The 17,190-nt window shown below is 51.3% G+C and carries 16 protein-coding genes; 7 read left to right on the top strand and 9 right to left on the bottom strand.

Annotated elements, in window-relative coordinates; translation table 11 throughout:
* Positions 1-62: IS1 family transposase (locus tag RYZ59_RS24880; RefSeq protein WP_071528444.1), on the top strand; the 62-nt coding region annotated here is incomplete at its 5' end.
* Between the two features lie 449 nt (positions 63-511).
* Here the strand turns inward: RYZ59_RS24880 and RYZ59_RS22830 are convergent.
* On the bottom strand, positions 512-1,687 hold the full coding sequence (locus tag RYZ59_RS22830) for a DnaJ family molecular chaperone (RefSeq protein ID WP_318050867.1): 1,176 nt from the start codon (positions 1,685-1,687) through the stop codon (positions 512-514).
* 301 nt (positions 1,688-1,988) lie between these two features.
* Between RYZ59_RS22830 and RYZ59_RS22825 the strand changes: the two genes are divergently transcribed.
* From RYZ59_RS22825 to pheP, 3 genes are all read left to right on the top strand, one after another.
* Positions 1,989-3,071, top strand: coding sequence for a YncE family protein (locus RYZ59_RS22825; protein WP_318050865.1), 1,083 nt, complete (start codon positions 1,989-1,991; stop codon positions 3,069-3,071).
* Between the two features lie 59 nt (positions 3,072-3,130).
* On the top strand, positions 3,131-5,329 hold the full coding sequence (locus tag RYZ59_RS22820) for a TonB-dependent siderophore receptor (RefSeq protein ID WP_318050864.1): 2,199 nt from the start codon (positions 3,131-3,133) through the stop codon (positions 5,327-5,329).
* A gap of 126 nt (positions 5,330-5,455) precedes the next feature.
* Positions 5,456-6,850 (top strand): phenylalanine transporter, encoded by a 1,395-nt coding sequence (gene pheP / locus RYZ59_RS22815; RefSeq protein ID WP_318050862.1) that lies wholly within the window; start codon positions 5,456-5,458, stop codon positions 6,848-6,850.
* A gap of 54 nt (positions 6,851-6,904) precedes the next feature.
* Here pheP and RYZ59_RS22810 read toward each other — a convergent pair whose 3' ends face one another.
* The 4 genes from RYZ59_RS22810 to RYZ59_RS22795 all read right to left on the bottom strand — a co-directional run bounded on the left by RYZ59_RS22810 (position 6,905) and on the right by RYZ59_RS22795 (position 9,936).
* Entirely contained in the window at positions 6,905-8,149 is a 1,245-nt protein-coding gene (locus tag RYZ59_RS22810) for a mechanosensitive ion channel family protein (RefSeq protein ID WP_202039199.1), read from the bottom strand.
* 64 nt (positions 8,150-8,213) lie between these two features.
* A complete protein-coding gene (gene nfsB, locus RYZ59_RS22805) occupies positions 8,214-8,867 on the bottom strand; it encodes an oxygen-insensitive NAD(P)H nitroreductase (protein WP_318050860.1) in 654 nt (217 codons plus the stop codon).
* A gap of 119 nt (positions 8,868-8,986) precedes the next feature.
* Positions 8,987-9,355 carry an MmcQ/YjbR family DNA-binding protein gene (locus RYZ59_RS22800; RefSeq protein ID WP_048212349.1) on the bottom strand — a complete coding sequence of 123 codons (369 nt, stop codon included), beginning with the start codon at positions 9,353-9,355 and terminating at the stop codon, positions 8,987-8,989.
* Entirely contained in the window at positions 9,355-9,936 is a 582-nt protein-coding gene (locus RYZ59_RS22795) for a TetR/AcrR family transcriptional regulator (RefSeq protein ID WP_271457209.1), read from the bottom strand. The genes RYZ59_RS22800 and RYZ59_RS22795 overlap by 1 nt, the downstream gene beginning before the upstream one ends.
* Before the next feature lie 191 nt (positions 9,937-10,127).
* Here RYZ59_RS22795 and RYZ59_RS22790 point away from each other — a divergent pair, with 191 nt between their 5' ends.
* Entirely contained in the window at positions 10,128-11,240 is a 1,113-nt protein-coding gene (locus RYZ59_RS22790) for an MBL fold metallo-hydrolase (RefSeq protein ID WP_202039198.1), read from the top strand.
* A gap of 17 nt (positions 11,241-11,257) precedes the next feature.
* Positions 11,258-11,599 (top strand): RamA family antibiotic efflux transcriptional regulator, encoded by a 342-nt coding sequence (locus RYZ59_RS22785; RefSeq protein WP_005122005.1) that lies wholly within the window; start codon positions 11,258-11,260, stop codon positions 11,597-11,599.
* Between the two features lie 22 nt (positions 11,600-11,621).
* Here RYZ59_RS22785 and RYZ59_RS22780 read toward each other — a convergent pair whose 3' ends face one another.
* The gene (locus tag RYZ59_RS22780; RefSeq protein ID WP_005122002.1) at positions 11,622-11,870 is read right to left on the bottom strand and encodes a DUF1158 family protein; all 249 of its coding nucleotides are present in this window, start codon (positions 11,868-11,870) and stop codon (positions 11,622-11,624) included.
* 66 nt (positions 11,871-11,936) lie between these two features.
* Complete coding sequence (locus RYZ59_RS22775) at positions 11,937-13,055, bottom strand: YbdK family carboxylate-amine ligase (protein ID WP_318050852.1); 1,119 nt, start codon at positions 13,053-13,055, stop codon at positions 11,937-11,939.
* 144 nt (positions 13,056-13,199) lie between these two features.
* On the opposite strand from RYZ59_RS22775, the gene RYZ59_RS22770 reads away from it, so the two are divergent.
* On the top strand, positions 13,200-13,904 hold the full coding sequence (locus tag RYZ59_RS22770) for a GNAT family protein (RefSeq protein ID WP_318050851.1): 705 nt from the start codon (positions 13,200-13,202) through the stop codon (positions 13,902-13,904).
* Between the two features lie 18 nt (positions 13,905-13,922).
* On the opposite strand, the gene entD is transcribed toward RYZ59_RS22770, so the two are convergent.
* A complete protein-coding gene (gene entD / locus RYZ59_RS22765; RefSeq protein ID WP_318050849.1) occupies positions 13,923-14,600 on the bottom strand; it encodes an enterobactin synthase subunit EntD in 678 nt (225 codons plus the stop codon).
* A gap of 50 nt (positions 14,601-14,650) precedes the next feature.
* On the bottom strand, positions 14,651-16,945 hold the full coding sequence (locus RYZ59_RS22760) for a TonB-dependent siderophore receptor (protein ID WP_318050848.1): 2,295 nt from the start codon (positions 16,943-16,945) through the stop codon (positions 14,651-14,653).
* Between the last annotated feature and the right edge of the window lie 245 nt (positions 16,946-17,190).

Here is a 17,190-nt window from a genome sequence, read left to right as displayed (position 1 = left end):
AATCGGTGGAGCTGCATGACAAAGTCATCGGGCATTATCTGAACATAAAACACTATCAATAAGTTGGAGTCATTACCAGTAGATATTACACTTTGTTAAAATTTAAGATAAATCGTTTAAATCACCTCTGTGAAGATGATTGATAGATTTCGCTTATTGATCGGCGGGGTTTTGTGTCCGTCGATTCGATAATGACAGGGGATTCCTATAGGTTTTGAAGGGGGATATTGTTAATTTTTATTAATTTCAAACAGATATGTGATTTTCTTAACGGGGAAGGAAACAACCAGGAGAATTCTTAATCAAAGACAGGGCCGGAAAGGAGATAAATGTTCAGAAGAAGAAAATAGCGTTTGATTTGAATTAATGGGCTGTAAATGAAAATAATTTAGATTTATATTCTTTTGGTTTATTGATTTTAAGGTGTTTTATCTAAAGTAAGCTTTTCGTGCTTAATCTAAAAATCAGTCTTGCAGCCGCTTTTTTGTCTGCTTTTTGTACGCGAATTTTCTTAGCCAGCCAATAGCTCTTGCTCCACTTGTTGTACCTGCATTTCCAGCGTAGTGCGGATTTCTGTCAGTGCTCGTTGCTGATCGGAGAAGTAGGCTTCTTTGTCTGTTACTGAAGTGGCAAGACGCCAGGCGTTTTCCGCCTCCAGATCGCTAATCTCTTTGAGCAGCGCATTAATTTGCTCCCTGAGCTGCTGAATCTTGCTGCGTAAATGCTGCAGATCGTTTAATCGGTCACTTGCCATCATCGGTTCGAGCCCGGCTTGTAACTGGGTCAATAATGCCCTAACCGCGGCCAGATCGGCATTTTGTCGTGCCTGATTAAGCTGTACCATCATCTGATGGGCTTTCTCTTTCAGGTCATCCGCTACCACGTCCGGGTGGCAAAGGCGACTGGCCTGACGCCACAGGCGTTTTAACTCATTACGTTCATCTGCTGAAAGCCGCTGGTCGCGGGTGTAACGGTGCTGTGCATCCTGCTGTTGTTCCTGATATTCATCATACTCATGGCTGGCTTCCTCCTGTGCCTGACGGGTCGCGCTGTCGTCCTGGCGAGAAAAGTCGTTTTCCAGTTCACGAATTTCCGCCAGCAGGGCGGTGATAAGCTCAGTCTGTTGCTGAATGCGCTGGCGAGTTTCCACGGATTCGCGGGAGTCCGAACTCAGATTTACCCAGTGCTGCTTGAGTTTCGCCAGTTGATCAACGGCCTGTGAAATATAGTGCAGGCAGGACTGATAATCTTTTTCCCGACGTTTTCGTTCTGCTTCCTGCTTACGTTGCGCGCTGGCGGCCAGCTGCTTACGCAGTTCGAGAATTCGGCTCATCAACGGTCCAAGACGAAGATGGTACAGGTCATTGAAATCATCGAGGATTTGAATGCGCGTGTTGCGCTTATCAATCAGATCGCGCAGTTGGGTTTCAAGCGCTTTCAGTTCGAGCTTACTGGCGGCAATGCCGGGGTCCTGCCACGTTGATACTGCGCGCTGGGATTGTAGCCAGTGTGTAATTTCACGCAGGGCATCGCCGAAACGCCGTTCTTCAATCGCCGTCACGATGACGCCGGGAATGACTGGCAAAGGTTCATTTTTCAGATGCGCCAGCTGCTGGAAAATAATCTCTTCATCTTCCAGTTCGATGGCGCTTTTGACGATCTCAAGTCGTTTAATGATCTTATTCATGACAGTCGTTGCCTGGCGTGGTTCAAAAACGAGTGACTGAACCACGACAGGTTCACCCGTTTGAAAATGTTGGAAAAACAGTAAAGTGCATTCTGTGGCCTGCGATGCCTTTTCGTCCAGAATAATTCACTGTAATTATGAAAAAGCGGTACTGCCGCGCACTTCTTCGCGTCTTTAAACCCTCGTTTCATCTTTTTTATTCACCAGCTAATTATTCTTGATCTGATAAAGATAATGCGTATAGTTCTCATTCTCTTTTTGTTATTAACAATCTGCGTGAACTCTGGTAAGGACCCCGACAATGAAAAAAACAACATCCGCTCTGGCATTGTTGGTTGCCGTTGCATTAAGCGGCTGCACAGCTAACGCCACGCCAGCCAGTAACCCGGTGGCACAGGAAAAAACAATCGCACCGGCAGCAACGGATATTCAGCAGCGAGCACTGGCTGATGGCTTGTATGAAATGGCGCTGAGTCCAGCGGGTGATGCGCTGTACGTCGCCAGTGCGGAAGGGTTCAAAGATGTTCAGGGTGGGGTGGTTTACAAGCTGGAACCGCAAACGCTGAAGACCCTCGGTCTGAGCCACACCGATCTGAAAAACTTTGGTATGGCTATCTCGCCAGACGGTAAAACGGTGTATGTCACCAACTCTCTGGATGGTGGTCTAAGCGCGCTGAATACCGCTGATGGCAAAGTGAAGAATCGCGTGTTATTCCCGGAACGTAACCCAGAAGGATTCCCGTACGGCGCACGTCAGGTGCTGTTGCATAATGGTCTGCTCTATATTGGCGCCGTTGCCGATCCGGCGGTGATTTGGGTGGTTGATGCTGAAACGCTGAAACTGAAAACCCGGATTAAAAATACCGGTAAATGGATGACCGGACTGCATTACTCAGAAATGACGCAGCGTATTTATGCGGCAAATGGCGGCGGTGAAATCCTCGTTATCAACCCACGCACTCAGCGCGTTGAAAAACGCTGGCAACCGCTGGGCGATAAACCCGCGTTGCTGTTGAATATGGCGGAAGACCCGCAAACCGGTCGCCTGTTTGTCACCGACAATTCCAAAGCGAAAACGACATTGGTGTTGGATATTCATACGGGCAAGCTGCTTAAACAGCTGGATATCGGGGATTCGCTGGCGGTGAAATTCAATGCAAAACGCAACGAAATCTATATTACCCAGCGTGATTCCGGAAAATTGCTTAGCCTGAATGCAACGGATTACAGCGTGAAGAAAAGCTGGGATCTCCTCCCCAATCCAAACAGCCTGTTGCTCTCTGCTGATGGCCAAACCTTGTTTGTTACAGTGAAACAGAAATTCAATAAAGACCACTCCACCTCCGCGCCAGATAACGTGGTGCGTATCGATCTGAATAAATAATAACACCATGTTGCCGGGGCGCTCTCCGGCAACGTCGTCAGACTTTTAATGGCATGGCTATGGACAACACTAAAACATACGCACACTTAATGAGAAAAACGGTGCTGGCCGCTACTATTGGCGCGCTTTCCGGCACGGTGAATGCTGCTGAGACTCCCACAGAAGCGGAAGAGACCATTGTGGTCCAGGCTGCCGAGAGAAGTGATTTTAAATCCGGTGGCGATACGTTACTGCCTGCTTTTCTCGACGGCCAGGTCGCCAATGGCGGCAGGCTGGGGATGCTAGGTCAGCAAAATGCCATGGATGTGCCATTTAACGTTATAAGTTACACCTCAAAAATAGTCGAAGATCAGCAAGCTAAGACCGTAGCCGATGTTGTCGCCAATGACGCGAGCGTGCAGGCGGTACAAGGCTACGGTAACTACGCAGAGACATACCGTATTCGCGGCCTGAAACTTGACGGCGATGATATGACTTTTGGTGGATTATCCGGTGTGCTGCCGCGTCAGGTGGTGGATACGCAGATGATCGATCGCGTTGAAATCTTTAAAGGTGCGAATGGATTGCTCAATGGCGCGGCCGGTAGCGGCGTTGGCGGGATGATTAATCTTGAACCCAAGCATGCAGACGATACGCCGATCACACGCCTCGGTATGGATTACACCAGTGACTCACAGGTGGGAACGTCGCTCGATGCCGGACGCCGTTTTGGTGACAATAACCAGGTCGGCGCCCGTGTGAATCTGTTGCATCGTGAAGGGGAGGGGGCGGTAGACGACGATAAACGCCGTACTACGCTGGCATCGCTGGGACTGGATTACCGTGGCGACCGTTTCCGCAGTTCATTAGACGTTGGGTATCAGAAAAAGACGTTTCACGGTGGCAACATGGGGATCAATATTTACTATGTGCCATTTGTCCCCGATCTGCCGAAAAATACGCACAACTATAGCCAGAGATGGGGTTATAGCGATATTGAAAATGAGTTCGGAATGGCGCGCACGGAATATGATCTGACCGATAACTGGACCGCTTATGCCGGTTTAGGCGCGCAACACGCGCATGAGATTGGCTTGTACAGTGCCCCGGAAATATACAACCAGGCCGGTGACGCGAAAGCCGGACGCCTTGATACCAATCGTATTATTGATGCGTTCAGCGGGATGGCAGGGCTGCGCGGGAATTTTGATACGGGTTTTGTGTCGCATAAGGTAAACGTAGGTTATTCCGCCGTCACTAAAGAAGACAAAATCGCCTGGCGCATGGGGTCACGTGCCGCACGTCCGGACGTCAATATCTACGATACGCAAGCTGTCGCAAAACCCGCGGTGACGGCGACGGGAGGTAACTATAGCGATCCGTTAACCAGTGGACGTACGCGTAGTCAGGGGTGGTTACTCAGCGATACGTTGGGCGTGCTTGATGATCAGCTTCTGTTTACCGTCGGCGCACGCCACCAAAAGGTCGTGGTACGTGATTACAACAAAGAAACTGGCGCTGAAAACGTTAAGAACAGTTTTGATGACAGCCGCTGGATGCCGACGTACGGTGTTGTATACAAGCCGTGGCAGGAACTCTCTTTTTACGCGAACCATACCGAATCGCTACAGCCAGGCAGCACCGCGCCAAGTAATGCGGTGAACTACGGTCAAAGCACCGGAATCATCCATGCAAAACAGAATGAGGTTGGGGTCAAAACCGACTTTGGGCGTGTCGGCGGCTCACTGGCGCTGTTTGAAATCAAAATGCCGGTCGCGCAACTGGATAGCCAGACCCGGTATTACGCCATCAACGGTGAGCAGCGTAACCGTGGCGTGGAGCTGAATGTTTTTGGTGAGCCAGTGTTAGGATTGCGGCTGAACGCCAGTGCAACGTGGCTGGATGCGACGCTCAGTAAAAATCAAAACGGCGTCAACAACGGTAACACGGCAATCGGCGTACCGGACTTCTATGCGGTGCTGGGGGCTGAATATGATATTAAACCGGTTGAAGGACTCACCGCGACGGCACGGCTGAACCATTCTGGCGCTCAGTATGCCAACGCGGCAAATACCAAGAAACTCGACAGTTTTACCACACTGGATTTAGGTGTGCGTTACCGTATGTCACTCAATCAAAACCAGAACCAGATGATTTTGCGTGCAGGGGTCGATAACGTCACCAACGAAAATTACTGGTCAGGTATTGATGATACCGGAACTTATCTGTTCCAGGGCGAGCCGCGCACGCTGAAGGTTTCCGTCAGTTACGACTTCTGATTTTTTTTCCTGGGCCTCGGTGCGTTGGGCAAGGATGCCCGGCGTATCCAAACGATTGCGCCTTGCGACAACCAGGTTGAAATGTTAAAAGAAGCCCCTTCAATAAAAACCACACAGGGGTAGGGCGTGAAAAACGCGTCAACTGCATCTGACACCAGCGTGTCTGATGCCGCGTCGACGAATGAACCGACGCTTCAGCGGGGGTTGCAAAACCGCCATATTCAGTTAATTGCGCTGGGAGGCGCAATTGGTACTGGCTTGTTTCTGGGAATCGGCCCGGCTATTCAGATGGCGGGACCTGCTGTATTACTCGGTTACGGTGTTGCCGGGATCATCGCGTTTCTGATCATGCGTCAGCTGGGCGAAATGGTGGTTGAAGAACCCGTTTCAGGATCGTTTGCCCACTTTGCCTATAAATACTGGGGTCCGTTTGCCGGTTTTTTGTCTGGCTGGAACTACTGGGTGATGTTTGTGCTGGTTGGCATGGCAGAACTCACCGCCGCCGGAATTTATATGCAGTACTGGCTGCCTGATGTCCCAACCTGGATTTGGGCCGCGGCTTTCTTCGTGATTATCAATGCGGTCAACCTGGTCAACGTGCGTCTGTATGGCGAAACGGAATTTTGGTTTGCGCTGATCAAAGCCCTGGCAATTATCGGCATGATTGGCTTTGGTATCTGGATGCTGTTTTCCGGCAACGGTGGCGAACATGCAAGCATCGATAACCTGTGGCGTTATAACGGCTTTTTCGCGACTGGCTGGAACGGACTGATCCTGTCGTTGGCGGTGATTATGTTCTCGTTTGGTGGTCTGGAACTGATCGGCATTACCGCTGCCGAAGCGCAGGACCCACAAAAAAGCATTCCGAAAGCGGTAAACCAGGTGGTGTATCGTATTTTGCTGTTTTACATCGGCTCACTGGTGGTGCTGTTGGCGCTGTATCCGTGGGTGGAAGTAAAATCGAATAGCAGCCCGTTCGTAATGATTTTCCACAATCTTGACAGTAACGTGGTGGCATCTGCGCTGAATTTTGTCATTCTGGTGGCTTCACTGTCGGTCTACAACAGCGGTGTTTATTCGAACAGTCGTATGCTGTTTGGCTTGTCGGTACAGGGAAATGCACCGAAATTCTTAACCCGGGTCAGCCGTCGTGGCGTACCGGTGAACTCATTGATTCTGTCCGGCGCGATTACGTCGCTGGTGGTACTCATCAACTATGTGCTGCCGCAAAAGGCCTTTAGCCTGCTGATGGCGCTGGTGGTGGCGACGCTGCTGCTGAACTGGATTATGATCTGTCTGGCACATCTGCGATTCCGGGCGGCGATGCGTCGTAAGGGACGTGACACGCAGTTTAAAGCACTGCTATATCCGGCAGGGAACTACGTGTGTATCGCCTTTCTCGGCATGATTCTGGTGCTGATGTGCACCATGGATGATATGCGCCTGTCCGCTATCCTGCTGCCGGTGTGGATCTTGTTCCTGTTCGCGGCATTCAAACTGCTGCGTCGCAAGTCCCGCTAATATCTAACCGATCTCATCCTGGTGATGAGATCGGTCCTTTTTTCATGCTACCGATTAACGCTGAAAAACGCCTGCCAGTGCGCGAATATCATTTCCGGTAGGGGATTGATGAATGCGTAAACCGAACTCTTCGACGACGGCAAAAATATGGTCGAAGATATCAGCCTGAATACTTTCATATTCCAGCCACACCACCGTATTGGTAAACGCGTAAATTTCAATCGGTAAACCGTGGTCATCGGGTGCAAGCTGGCGCACCATTAACGTCATATCTTTGCGAATGCGCGGATGGTGGCGTAAATATTCGTTCAGATAAGCGCGGAAGGTGCCGATATTGGTCATCTGGCGATGATTCAATACGGACTCAGGCGCATCTAATTGCTGGTTCCACTCGCTGATTTCCTGGTGACGCGTGGTTAAATAGGGTTTCAGCAGATGCGCTTTATGTAATCGCTGGCGTTCATCTTCATCGAGAAAATGAATGCTGGTGGCATCGATGCTGATGCTGCGCTTAATGCGTCGACCACCGGAAGCTGACATCCCGCTCCAGTTTTTAAACGAGTCTGATACCAGCGACCAGGTAGGGATAGTGGTGATGGTGTTATCCCAGTTGCGTACTTTTACCGTGGTTAATCCAATATCAATAACCGCGCCATCGGCACCGTATTTCGGCATTTCCAGCCAGTCGCCCAGCTTGAGCATATCGTTGGCTGACAGCTGAATACCGGCGACCAGTCCGAGGATCGGATCTTTAAATACCAACATTAAGACGGCGGCCATCGCACCCAGACCGCTGATCAGTATCGCTGGGGACTGACCAATCAGCAGGGAAATCATCAATATTCCGACGATAATTGCGCCAATTAACTTGATGCCCTGAAATATTCCTTTCAACGGTAGTTGTGATGCGGCAGGGAGTTTTTGCGACAGATTGAGAATCACGTCCAGCAGGGAGAATAAAGACAGCAGGGCGTACATCATGATCCACAGCTGTGCGCAGGTGACTAATATTTCTGCGGCTTCACTGCCTTTCTGTAGCCAGAGTGCGGCCTGTATATTGACAATGATACCCTGCAGGGTGAATGCCAGTCGGTGAAATAATTTGTTCTGCGTGATGATTTGTAGCCACAGGCGGGAGCTGGCGTTGGCGCGCTTTTCAAATGCGCGTAATACCACCCAGTGCAAAATAACGTGAACAATAATGGCGGTGATAAAAATAATGCCAAAAATCATCACCAGCGAGGTGGTGTGATTTATTTCAATGCCGAGTTCTTCTACCTGAGATATCAATTCCTGCATAATGTCTCCTTAATAAACAGCGGTCTATGATGACCGCTGTGTGGAGCTTATGCAAATGTGGGGATCAGACTTCTGTCAGCGTCGTTTCTTGCGGCAGACGTGATTTTGGCAGGGCAGCGTTGAAGTCTTCTACGCTGTGATGACCCACCGGGACCACAACAACGCTGGTGTAACCTTTTTCTTTCAGGCCAAATTCTGCATCCATGATGTCCGCATCAAAGCCTTCAATCGGTACAGCATCCAGACCCATCGCCGCCACACCCAGCAGGAAGTTACCGACGTTCAGGTACACCTGTTTCGCCATCCAGTGGTTGTCGTCTTTCAGTTCCTTGCGGTGCAGGTCGGCAAAGAATGTACGACCTTTGTGGTTTGCCGCTTTGGCTTCTGGGGTAGCAAAGCGTCCATCGCGCTCTTCTTGATCCACCACGCGTTCCAGCCACGCATCGTCCATCGCCGTTTTGGCGCAGAACACCACGACGTGGGAAGCATCCAGCATTTTACGTTCGTTGAACACAAAGCCGCCGGCTGCGGATTTAGCCACCCGCGCTTTTCCTTCGTCAGTGCTGGCAACGATAAAGTGCCAAGGCTGAGAGTTGGTACTGGACGGACTAAACTGCAGCAGTGTTTTTAATTTTTCTGCTTGCTCAGCGGTCAGTTTTTTATTCGGATCAAATGCCTTAGTGGAGTAACGTTTTAAGGCGACAGAAACAATATCCATAACTACTCCTGGTGGTTTTTCGTACCCTGCGGGTGCGTTTTGTTTCAGCAGGGTACAGGGTTAGCGGGAAAATGATAAGACCGAAAAATGCAAAAACACTTATCGACGCTAACGATAAATCAGCCAGGCCGCAGGCGTTTTTGATCCCGCTTAGGCAGGCCGTCTACCACCCGATGCCATGAGTCGTTCACCAGGTCGGTCAGTAATGACTCGCTAATATCATCGCCGGGGTAGACGGATATCCAGTGCTTTTTATTCATGTGATAGCCCGGTTCGATACTGCGGTAAATCTGCTGATTCAGTAGTGATTTTTGTGGGTCTGACTTCAAATTAACCAACGGACGGCCGCGCTGCTCTGAGACAATCATAAAAATCTTACCGCCGACTTTGAAGACATCGTATTCCGGGCCGAACGGCCAGCATTGCTCGGTAAAAGGGAGTTCGAGCGCAATACGTTTAGCACAAGCATGCAGCGTTTGGCCGTCCATTATTTTTCCTCGCGGGTTAGTGCGCGCCACATGGCCTCAAACCCCATCGAAATGTATTCATTCGCGCGGGCAGGATCGCGGGCGGCGAATTCCATGGTTGTCTCTGCCAGTGAAAGAAAAAGCCCATCACCGAAGGCACGATATTCGTCAGACATAAATTCAGGGCGAACGGAACGATGACATAAATCGCGCAGTTCCGGAAACATATCGTCAGCCTGCTGTTCGGTTTCTTTGCTGATTTTCTCGCTGACGGCCAGTTGGCGGATAGTGCGATGTCCACAAGTATGGTCCAGACCCCAACTGATGTAGCTGTTCCAGATGTAGTGAGTCATGGTTTTGGCATCGGTCACTGAGCGATCAAGATTTGCCATCATTGACTGGCAGAGGTCTTGCTTTAAATGGAGGTAAAGCTCGTTGATCAGATCATCTTTTGTTGCGAAATAGCGAAACAACGTTCCCTCTGCGACACCTGCATTTCGGGCAATAACGGCGGTAGAGGCCGCAATACCTGATTGTGCAAATGCTATGGTTGCAGCTTCCAGTAATGCCTGTTTTTTGTCTTCACTCTTCGGACGAGCCACTACACTTTACCCCTAAGTCTGTAAAAAAATAGGATTGAATCACGGCCTTTGCAGCACCGCAACGGCGAATGTCAAAGATTGAAAATCATCTTGACGACAAACTTTCGATTTCTATAATGAGTGCTTACTCACTCATAATCAAGAGTCAGTCGTGCAACCCAGCGGAAAGGGAGCGCGTTTAAGGTCAGGATATGAAGCGTCTCACAGTTTGTGTGGTTGTTATTATGCTCATTGCCGCAGCAGCAAGTTTACCGTTTGTACTCAATGCCGGATTTGGTCAGGCGCCGCAAGGAGCACAACTGAGTCAGGTTGAACAGTCGCCACACTATCGTGATGGACAGTTTCATAATCAGGTCCCGACCCCAGGCTATACCGGCAACAAAGGTATGTTGGCGGCCTGGTGGGAGTTTCTGGTCGCGAAGCGAGAAAACGCGCGACCCGCGCAGCCGTTACCCCTGGTTGCGACCGATCTCGCCAGTTTATCGCCACAGCAGGATACCCTTGTCTGGCTGGGGCATTCCTCATGGTATTTGCAGTTGGCGGGCCAGCGTATTCTTATTGATCCGGTGTTGAGCAATTATGCCGCACCGTTTTCATTCCTGAATAAAGCCTTTGCCGGCGAGTATCCGTGGACCGCGCAGACGATGCCGGAGATCGATCTTCTTATTATCTCGCATGATCACTATGACCATCTGGATCTCGCCACCATCAAGGCTCTGATGCCGAAGATTAAGCGCGTGATTACACCGCTTGGCGTAGGTTCGCACCTGCGTTACTGGGGAATGAACAGCGAGATCATTGAGGAACGCGACTGGAATCAATCCGTCAAAGTGACGGATTCACTGATCGTCCATGTCCTGCCTGCCCGCCATTTTTCTGGCCGGGGGATTAAACGTAACCAAACGCTGTGGGCCAGTTTCATGTTTGAAACGCCGGAACAGAATGTTTACTACAGCGGCGACTCCGGCTACGGGCCGCATTTTAAAGCGATTGGCGAGCAGTTTGGCAAGGTCGATTTGGCAATTATGGAAAATGGTCAGTATGACCAGGACTGGAAGTTCATTCATATGATGCCGGAAGAGACCGCCCAGGCCGCAGCCGATCTCCACGCGAAAGCGGTATTACCCGGACATGCGGGTCGCTTCGTTCTGGCAAAACACACCTGGGATGATCCCTACAAAAGACTGGCACTTGCCAGTCGCCGCCAACATTACCGATTGCTGACGCCGATGCTGGGTGAGCCGGTAGCACTGTCCGAACCGGACCAACAGTTTACGGCCTGGTGGCAGCAGGCAACGCAATGAACAGAGGGGAGAGCATGATGACGATTTCTGCTCAGGTAATTGATACGATTGTTGAATGGATTGATGATAATTTGAATCAACCCTTGCGCATTGATGATATTGCGCGCCATGCGGGGTATTCAAAATGGCATCTGCAACGCCTTTTTCTGCAGTACAAAGGCGAGAGCCTCGGGCGGTATATCCGTGAACGTAAGCTATTATTAGCGGCACGCGATCTGCGCGATACCGACCAAAAAGTTTACGATATCTGCCTAAAGTATGGCTTCGATTCGCAGCAGACTTTCACGCGTATTTTTACCCGTACGTTTAGCCAGCCGCCTGGGGCGTATCGTAAAGAAAATCACAGCCGCACACATTAACGGTATACGGGTTCTCGCGGGTCTATTCTGCCAGCGAGAACCAACGCCGCCAGATGAAGCGCAGTACAAAATACTCGATCACCCCGAGAAGCAAGAACCACAGACAGAACAACAAAGTATAAAACTGGTTAAGATCCATTAAATGAAAGGTTGTGACTAACTTTTGCGCCAACACCAGGCCAAGCGAAGGGGCGGGCAGCAACAGACAGGAAAGCAGAGCCAGCAGCAGTATCCCGGCGGCGGTCATCAGTGATTCAAGCGGGTGTTTCATGGCATTGTTAAACTTGAGTTAAAAAGCCATTGTCGGGGATATCGTTGGTTAACGCAAACGTCGCGCTTAATGCCCCGCCCAGATCTCACAGTGTTTTTTCACCAGTCCACTCAGCGAGCCACCGTTTGCCACAAAATCACGCATGTGCCGGACCTCATTGTAACCCTTTTTCACCTGCTGATGTAAGGTGTTTATGGCACTCGCTGCCCCCACTTTTTCCGCCGACGCGGCGACAGTGTCCAGTAAGCGTAGCGTGTCATCCGCCAGGCGATGGCGATCCCCGGTATTCACGTCGGTGAGTATTCCTTCCATACCAAAACGACAGGCCTGAAAACGGTTGAACGTGTACAACAGATAATCATTTTCCTGATGCCTGAATGGCCGGTCGGTGAGTAACCAGTGGGCGGTAGCCTGAATAAGCCCGGCCATGTTGAGTGCGTGCTCAAGGGTCAGCGGGGTGTCCATCACCCGCACCTCTACCGTGCCAAAATGCGGACTGGGGCGAATATCCCAGTGCAAATCTTTAATGCTGTCAATCATGCTGGTATACGCCAGTCGGCGAAAGAGCCCGGTAAATTCCTGCCAGTTGCTCACCCACGGCATCGGGCCATTATCGGGAAATCCGGAGAAAATGTTCAGCCGTGCACAGGCAAAACGTGTATCGGCAGCCTGCATATAGGGCGAGGCCGCAGAGAGCGCAATAAAGTGGGGGACAAATCGCGACAGGCCGTGCAGCAGGTAAATCGCATCGTCACCGTTGGCGCAGCCGATATGGACATGCTGACCGAAAACCGTCGCCTGCTGAATAAGGTAGCCGAAGTTCTCCAGGTTCCGCCGATAGCGTTCGTCATCACACACTTCCTGACGCTGCCATGTTTGAAACGGGTGCGTACCACCGCCGCAGATTTCGAGGTGAAGCGTTTGGGCTGCGCGCAAAACAAGGTGCTGCATGGTGGAAAACTGCGCGGCCGCCTGGTCAACATCGCGACACACCCCGGTCGCCATTTCCAGCATGCTTTCGGTGATATCGTGCTTCACCTCGCCGACAGTGAGTTCTGACTTCACGGTGTCAATCAACCTGGATGCGTCCTGGCTCAGATCGTATCCCGGAGGATTGATTACCTGCATTTCCAGTTCAATGCCTAACGTAAAGGGGTCAGAGACATGAAAATCGGGTAGTGACATCGTGTTCTCCTGAGCGTTGATTTTTAATCAGTATAGAAGGGGCGGCGATTTTCTGTTCTGCGTGAAAAATCCCTGACCAGTGCTTTGAAGGTGAAATGGCGGGTGCTATAACGTGGTTTTTACTTGCATAACAGGGGTTGAACAGTGCCAGAGATAAATCTGTATGGGCAGACGGTGGGTGATGCCCTGCCGGACTGGAATGGCGCAACCGCGCTGCCACGGAGTGTGCTTATTGGTCAATATTGCCGTCTGGAGCCCCTGGATGCTGACCGCCATGCCGCCGATCTGTTTGACGCCTACGCGCAGGCACCTGACGAACGTGACTGGACCTGGCTTGCCAGCACGCGTCCTGCGAGCGTAGAGGAGGCCGTGCGTTGGGTCACGGGCAAATCAACGGATGCCTCTTTGGTTCCCTATGCGGTGATTGATTTACAATCCGGGCGCGCCGTGGGGTTAGTCTCATTTATGGCGATCGACCTTGTAAATGGCTCGGTCGAGATAGGCCATGTGACCTGGTCGCCACGAATGAAGAATACGGTACTGGGTACAGAAACCGTCTGGCTGTTGCTACGCCAGGCGTTTGCGCTGGGCTATCGCCGCGTGGAGTGGAAATGCGATTCCCTGAACGTCGCATCCCGCCGTGCGGCGGAGCGTTTAGGATTTATCCATGAAGGGCGCTTTCGCCAGAAAATGGTGCGTAAGGGGCGCAACCGCGACAGCGACTGGCTATCAATGATTGACGATGAGTGGCCACAGTGTGACGCTGTTTTGCAGCGTTGGCTGGCTGTCGACAACTTTGATGAAAACGGGCGACAACGCCGATCGCTGGCGGCGTTTCAACCGGCATAGTGCGTTTTCCCTGACCACTCAGACAGAAAAGGCTGGTGAGTATGATGGCGGGGCCGGGCATAGGGTAATGATGTTTTCTTCACGCCGAAACCAGCTAACGTTAACGCTCAGCCCGGCGAGGCTTTGCGAAAATGACGGCGTGATTTGCAAGGTGATCTGCGTCGTGGTGAGAGCGATAACGTTGGCGCTGGAGAAGCCCGGAAGGTGAGTCAAGTGCGCTGAAAATGCCTTATACAGACTCTCTTTGGCGCTGAAGGCCAGAGTTAAAGCTAGCGGAAAGGGGAGTGACGCGTGAAGCAAGATCTGTCGCTCAGTGTTGTCTATTATGCTGTCAGCAAGCTCAGCTGCGACCTGCTGCGAAAAAATAGCTTCAATGTCCAGTCCGACGGGGTAGCGTGAGACGACAGCCAGTGCCGTTGTTGCGCTATGGCTGATACTGCCAAAGAGGCCATGTGGCCACAGCGGTTGTCGCTGCTCGCCGATGCCTGGTACAGTTTTGATACCGTATTCACGTAATGCATGTATTGCGGCGATACGTCCTGCCAGGTGTTCTGCTTTACGTTTACGTGCACCAGCGGTTAGCTGGGCATGGTGAGGGAGCCAGAGCAGATCGTGTTCGTGAAAGCTGTTGGGATCAAACCCGACAATATGCAGCGTGTGGTCAGCGAAAGGGAATGATGTGTGTGTTGTACGCATGATTTTGTATCGTTTCCCTCTCCCCACCGGGAGGAGAGGGAACAACGCTATCAGAAGTGGGTATTCACGCTCATGAACCACGTACGACCCGGTTCGTTATAGGTGTACGCGCCAGCGCCCGCCATATAGTCGCCAGTTTTGATATCACTGGTTGTTTGGGCATTGCCTTCACGCCACAGACGTTTGTCGAAGACGTTATCCACGCCGCCGGTCAGGCTGACGTTTTTGGTCACATCCCAGGTTGCGCTCAGGCCGACGATGCTGTACGGGCTCACTTCCTGGGCAGAACTGCCGGTCACCGGTTTACCCTGGTAATCATATTTCTTCGGCTGTTGTTTGCCGTACCAGGTAAAGGTGGATTGCAGTGACAAATCTTCACGCGCCTGCCAGCTCAGCGTTGAGTTCAGCGTGTATTCAGGAATAATCGACAAGCGTTCGCCGGTCTCTTTATTCTTACTTTGCAGCATGTAAGTGATGTTGTTGGTCCAGGTAACGGTTTCGCTAACCGGTACGTTCAACGTCCCTTCCAGGCCTTCCACCACCGCTTTAGGTACGTTTTCCCACTGATAGATATCGGTGTAGGTTGTTGTTGCTTTACCCGTAGTCGGGTTTTTCTGGGTAATTGACGTTCTGCTTAGCGGTACAGTCCCCGCTTCGATCTTGTTGCGATAATCGTTGCGGAACCAGGTGACGCCGGCCAGCCAACCGTCACGTTTGAACTCCAGACCAATCTCTTTGTTGATACTGGTTTCGGCCTTCAGGTCATCATTGCCCATCATATAGCAACCAATGCCCGTCGCAGAACCGGTGGCATAGCAGCCCTGGCCTTTGCTGTACAGAATATAGTTCGGGTTAGTCTGGTACAGGCTAGGTGCTTTATAGGCCCGTGCGATACCCATTTTCAGCGTAAAGTCGTCGCCCAGACCTTGGGACAGGTTCAGGGATGGGCTCCAGTTGTCACCAACGACGCTGTGGTGGTCGAAGCGCAGACCCGGCGTCAACATGGTGCTGTCGGTCAGCTCCATGTTATTTTCTGCAAACAGGGAGAAAATTTCAGCCTGTGAATACGGGCTACGATCGGTGCTGCTGGCACCCGGTATGTTCCCACCCATAAAGGTCTGGGTATTGGAACTCATGTCTTTCATACGCTGCTGGTTCCATTCGGTACCGAGCGTCAGGTTCTGGTTAACCAACAGGTCGAATGGAATGCTAATTTCGCTGTGCAGGGTGACATCCGCCAGGTCAGTGTCGGTAAATTGATTACTGTTAAATAACCCTTCAAGGCCACCTGCCAGACCTTCACCCAAACGGGAGTTACGGGTGTGTTCGTATTGCGCCCAGTTGCTGGTGGTAATGCCGTTGTCCCAGCCGCCGTTCCACGTCAGCGCATAGTTCTGGCGGTACATACGGTTGGTTTCTTTACCGTAGTATTTTTTTACCAGCCCGTTAGTTTTGTTATCGTTGTTGGTATTTTGAGTGTCACCCGCATACAGGTTGCCCTGGCGGCTGTAGCCGGCTTCAAACTCCAGCGATTGCATTGGGGCAAAATCCCAACGCAGCAGGCCGTTGATATCTTTGTTTTTTACACCTTCACGACCCGCAGGCATCGTATCGGCATATGACCCTGTACGTGCTGACTGGTGACCGTCGTTAATGTCCCAGGCATCGGCCTGAGTTTTGTCGAGGTTACCGTTCAGGCGGAAGCTGAAATCCCCACCCAGCGGGCCATTCAGGCTAAAGTTGGTGCGTTTGGTCGAGCCTTCTTCTTTGTGTTCTGGGGCGTTGAAATAGGTATTCCAGGAGCCATGCCACTCATCGCCACCTTTTTTGGTGATGATATTCACCACACCACCTGCCGCGCCGTTGCCGTAGCGTGCCGCTGCTGGGCCGCGCAGGACTTCAATGCGTTCAATCATTTCTGGAGCAACCCAGCTGGTATCACCGCGGGTATCACGCTCACCACGCCACCCCTGGCGCACAGAGTTGCGACTGGTTACCGGCTTGCCGTCGATCAGAATCAGGGTGTTTTCTGGGCCCATACCGCGAATATCGATCTGACGGTTGTTGCCGCGCTGTCCGCTGGTTGAGTTACCGGTCAGGTTCACACCAGGCATGGTACGGATGATTTCCGAGACGTCGCGAGCCGGAGGATTCTTACGGATCTCATCTGCGGTGATGGTTGAAACGCCCGGCGCCTGCAGGTTCTGCTGGGCAGCGGTAACGACGATGGTGTCTTCATGAGAGACGGTGGCGCTATCGGTTTTATCTTCTGCCATCGCGGGCAGTGCTACCCCGTAAATCCCTAAATTGACCAATAAGGCCAGTGAATGAATCTTGTTGTTCATTGTATGTCCTGCTTTCTTTTAGCCACGAGTACCCGTGTGCCGTTTTGGGCACCAGGCCTGATGTCGCCCGCATCTGCGTAAACCCTCCGTTCCAGAAAAAGTACGCAGCGCCAGGTCGGTTTATAAGTGGTGAAAAACTGTGCGCGCTTCCCACAGCGCGTCAATACGCTATTGCAAATGCAAATAGTTATCAATAATATTATCAATATATTTCACGCTCAGATATAAAATTTCACAATAAACAT

This window comes from Citrobacter sp. HN-141 (assembly GCF_033341895.1).
Classification (GTDB): Bacteria; Pseudomonadota; Gammaproteobacteria; order Enterobacterales; family Enterobacteriaceae; genus Citrobacter.
The sequence above is the reverse complement of the archived record's forward strand: the minus strand, read 5'-3'. Positions and strand labels throughout refer to the sequence as shown.

Coding starts and splice junctions, on each gene's coding strand:
- RYZ59_RS22830 (WP_318050867.1), bottom strand. CDS start 1,687: ATGAATAAGATCATTAAACGACTTGAGATCGTCAAAAGCGCCATCGAA.
- RYZ59_RS22825 (WP_318050865.1), top strand. CDS start 1,989: ATGAAAAAAACAACATCCGCTCTGGCATTGTTGGTTGCCGTTGCATTA.
- RYZ59_RS22820 (WP_318050864.1), top strand. CDS start 3,131: ATGGACAACACTAAAACATACGCACACTTAATGAGAAAAACGGTGCTG.
- RYZ59_RS22810 (WP_202039199.1), bottom strand. CDS start 8,149: ATGCAGGAATTGATATCTCAGGTAGAAGAACTCGGCATTGAAATAAAT.
- nfsB (WP_318050860.1), bottom strand. CDS start 8,867: ATGGATATTGTTTCTGTCGCCTTAAAACGTTACTCCACTAAGGCATTT.
- RYZ59_RS22800 (WP_048212349.1), bottom strand. CDS start 9,355: ATGGACGGCCAAACGCTGCATGCTTGTGCTAAACGTATTGCGCTCGAA.
- RYZ59_RS22790 (WP_202039198.1), top strand. CDS start 10,128: ATGAAGCGTCTCACAGTTTGTGTGGTTGTTATTATGCTCATTGCCGCA.
- RYZ59_RS22785 (WP_005122005.1), top strand. CDS start 11,258: ATGACGATTTCTGCTCAGGTAATTGATACGATTGTTGAATGGATTGAT.
- RYZ59_RS22780 (WP_005122002.1), bottom strand. CDS start 11,870: ATGAAACACCCGCTTGAATCACTGATGACCGCCGCCGGGATACTGCTG.
- RYZ59_RS22775 (WP_318050852.1), bottom strand. CDS start 13,055: ATGTCACTACCCGATTTTCATGTCTCTGACCCCTTTACGTTAGGCATT.
- entD (WP_318050849.1), bottom strand. CDS start 14,600: ATGCGTACAACACACACATCATTCCCTTTCGCTGACCACACGCTGCAT.
- RYZ59_RS22760 (WP_318050848.1), bottom strand. CDS start 16,945: ATGAACAACAAGATTCATTCACTGGCCTTATTGGTCAATTTAGGGATT.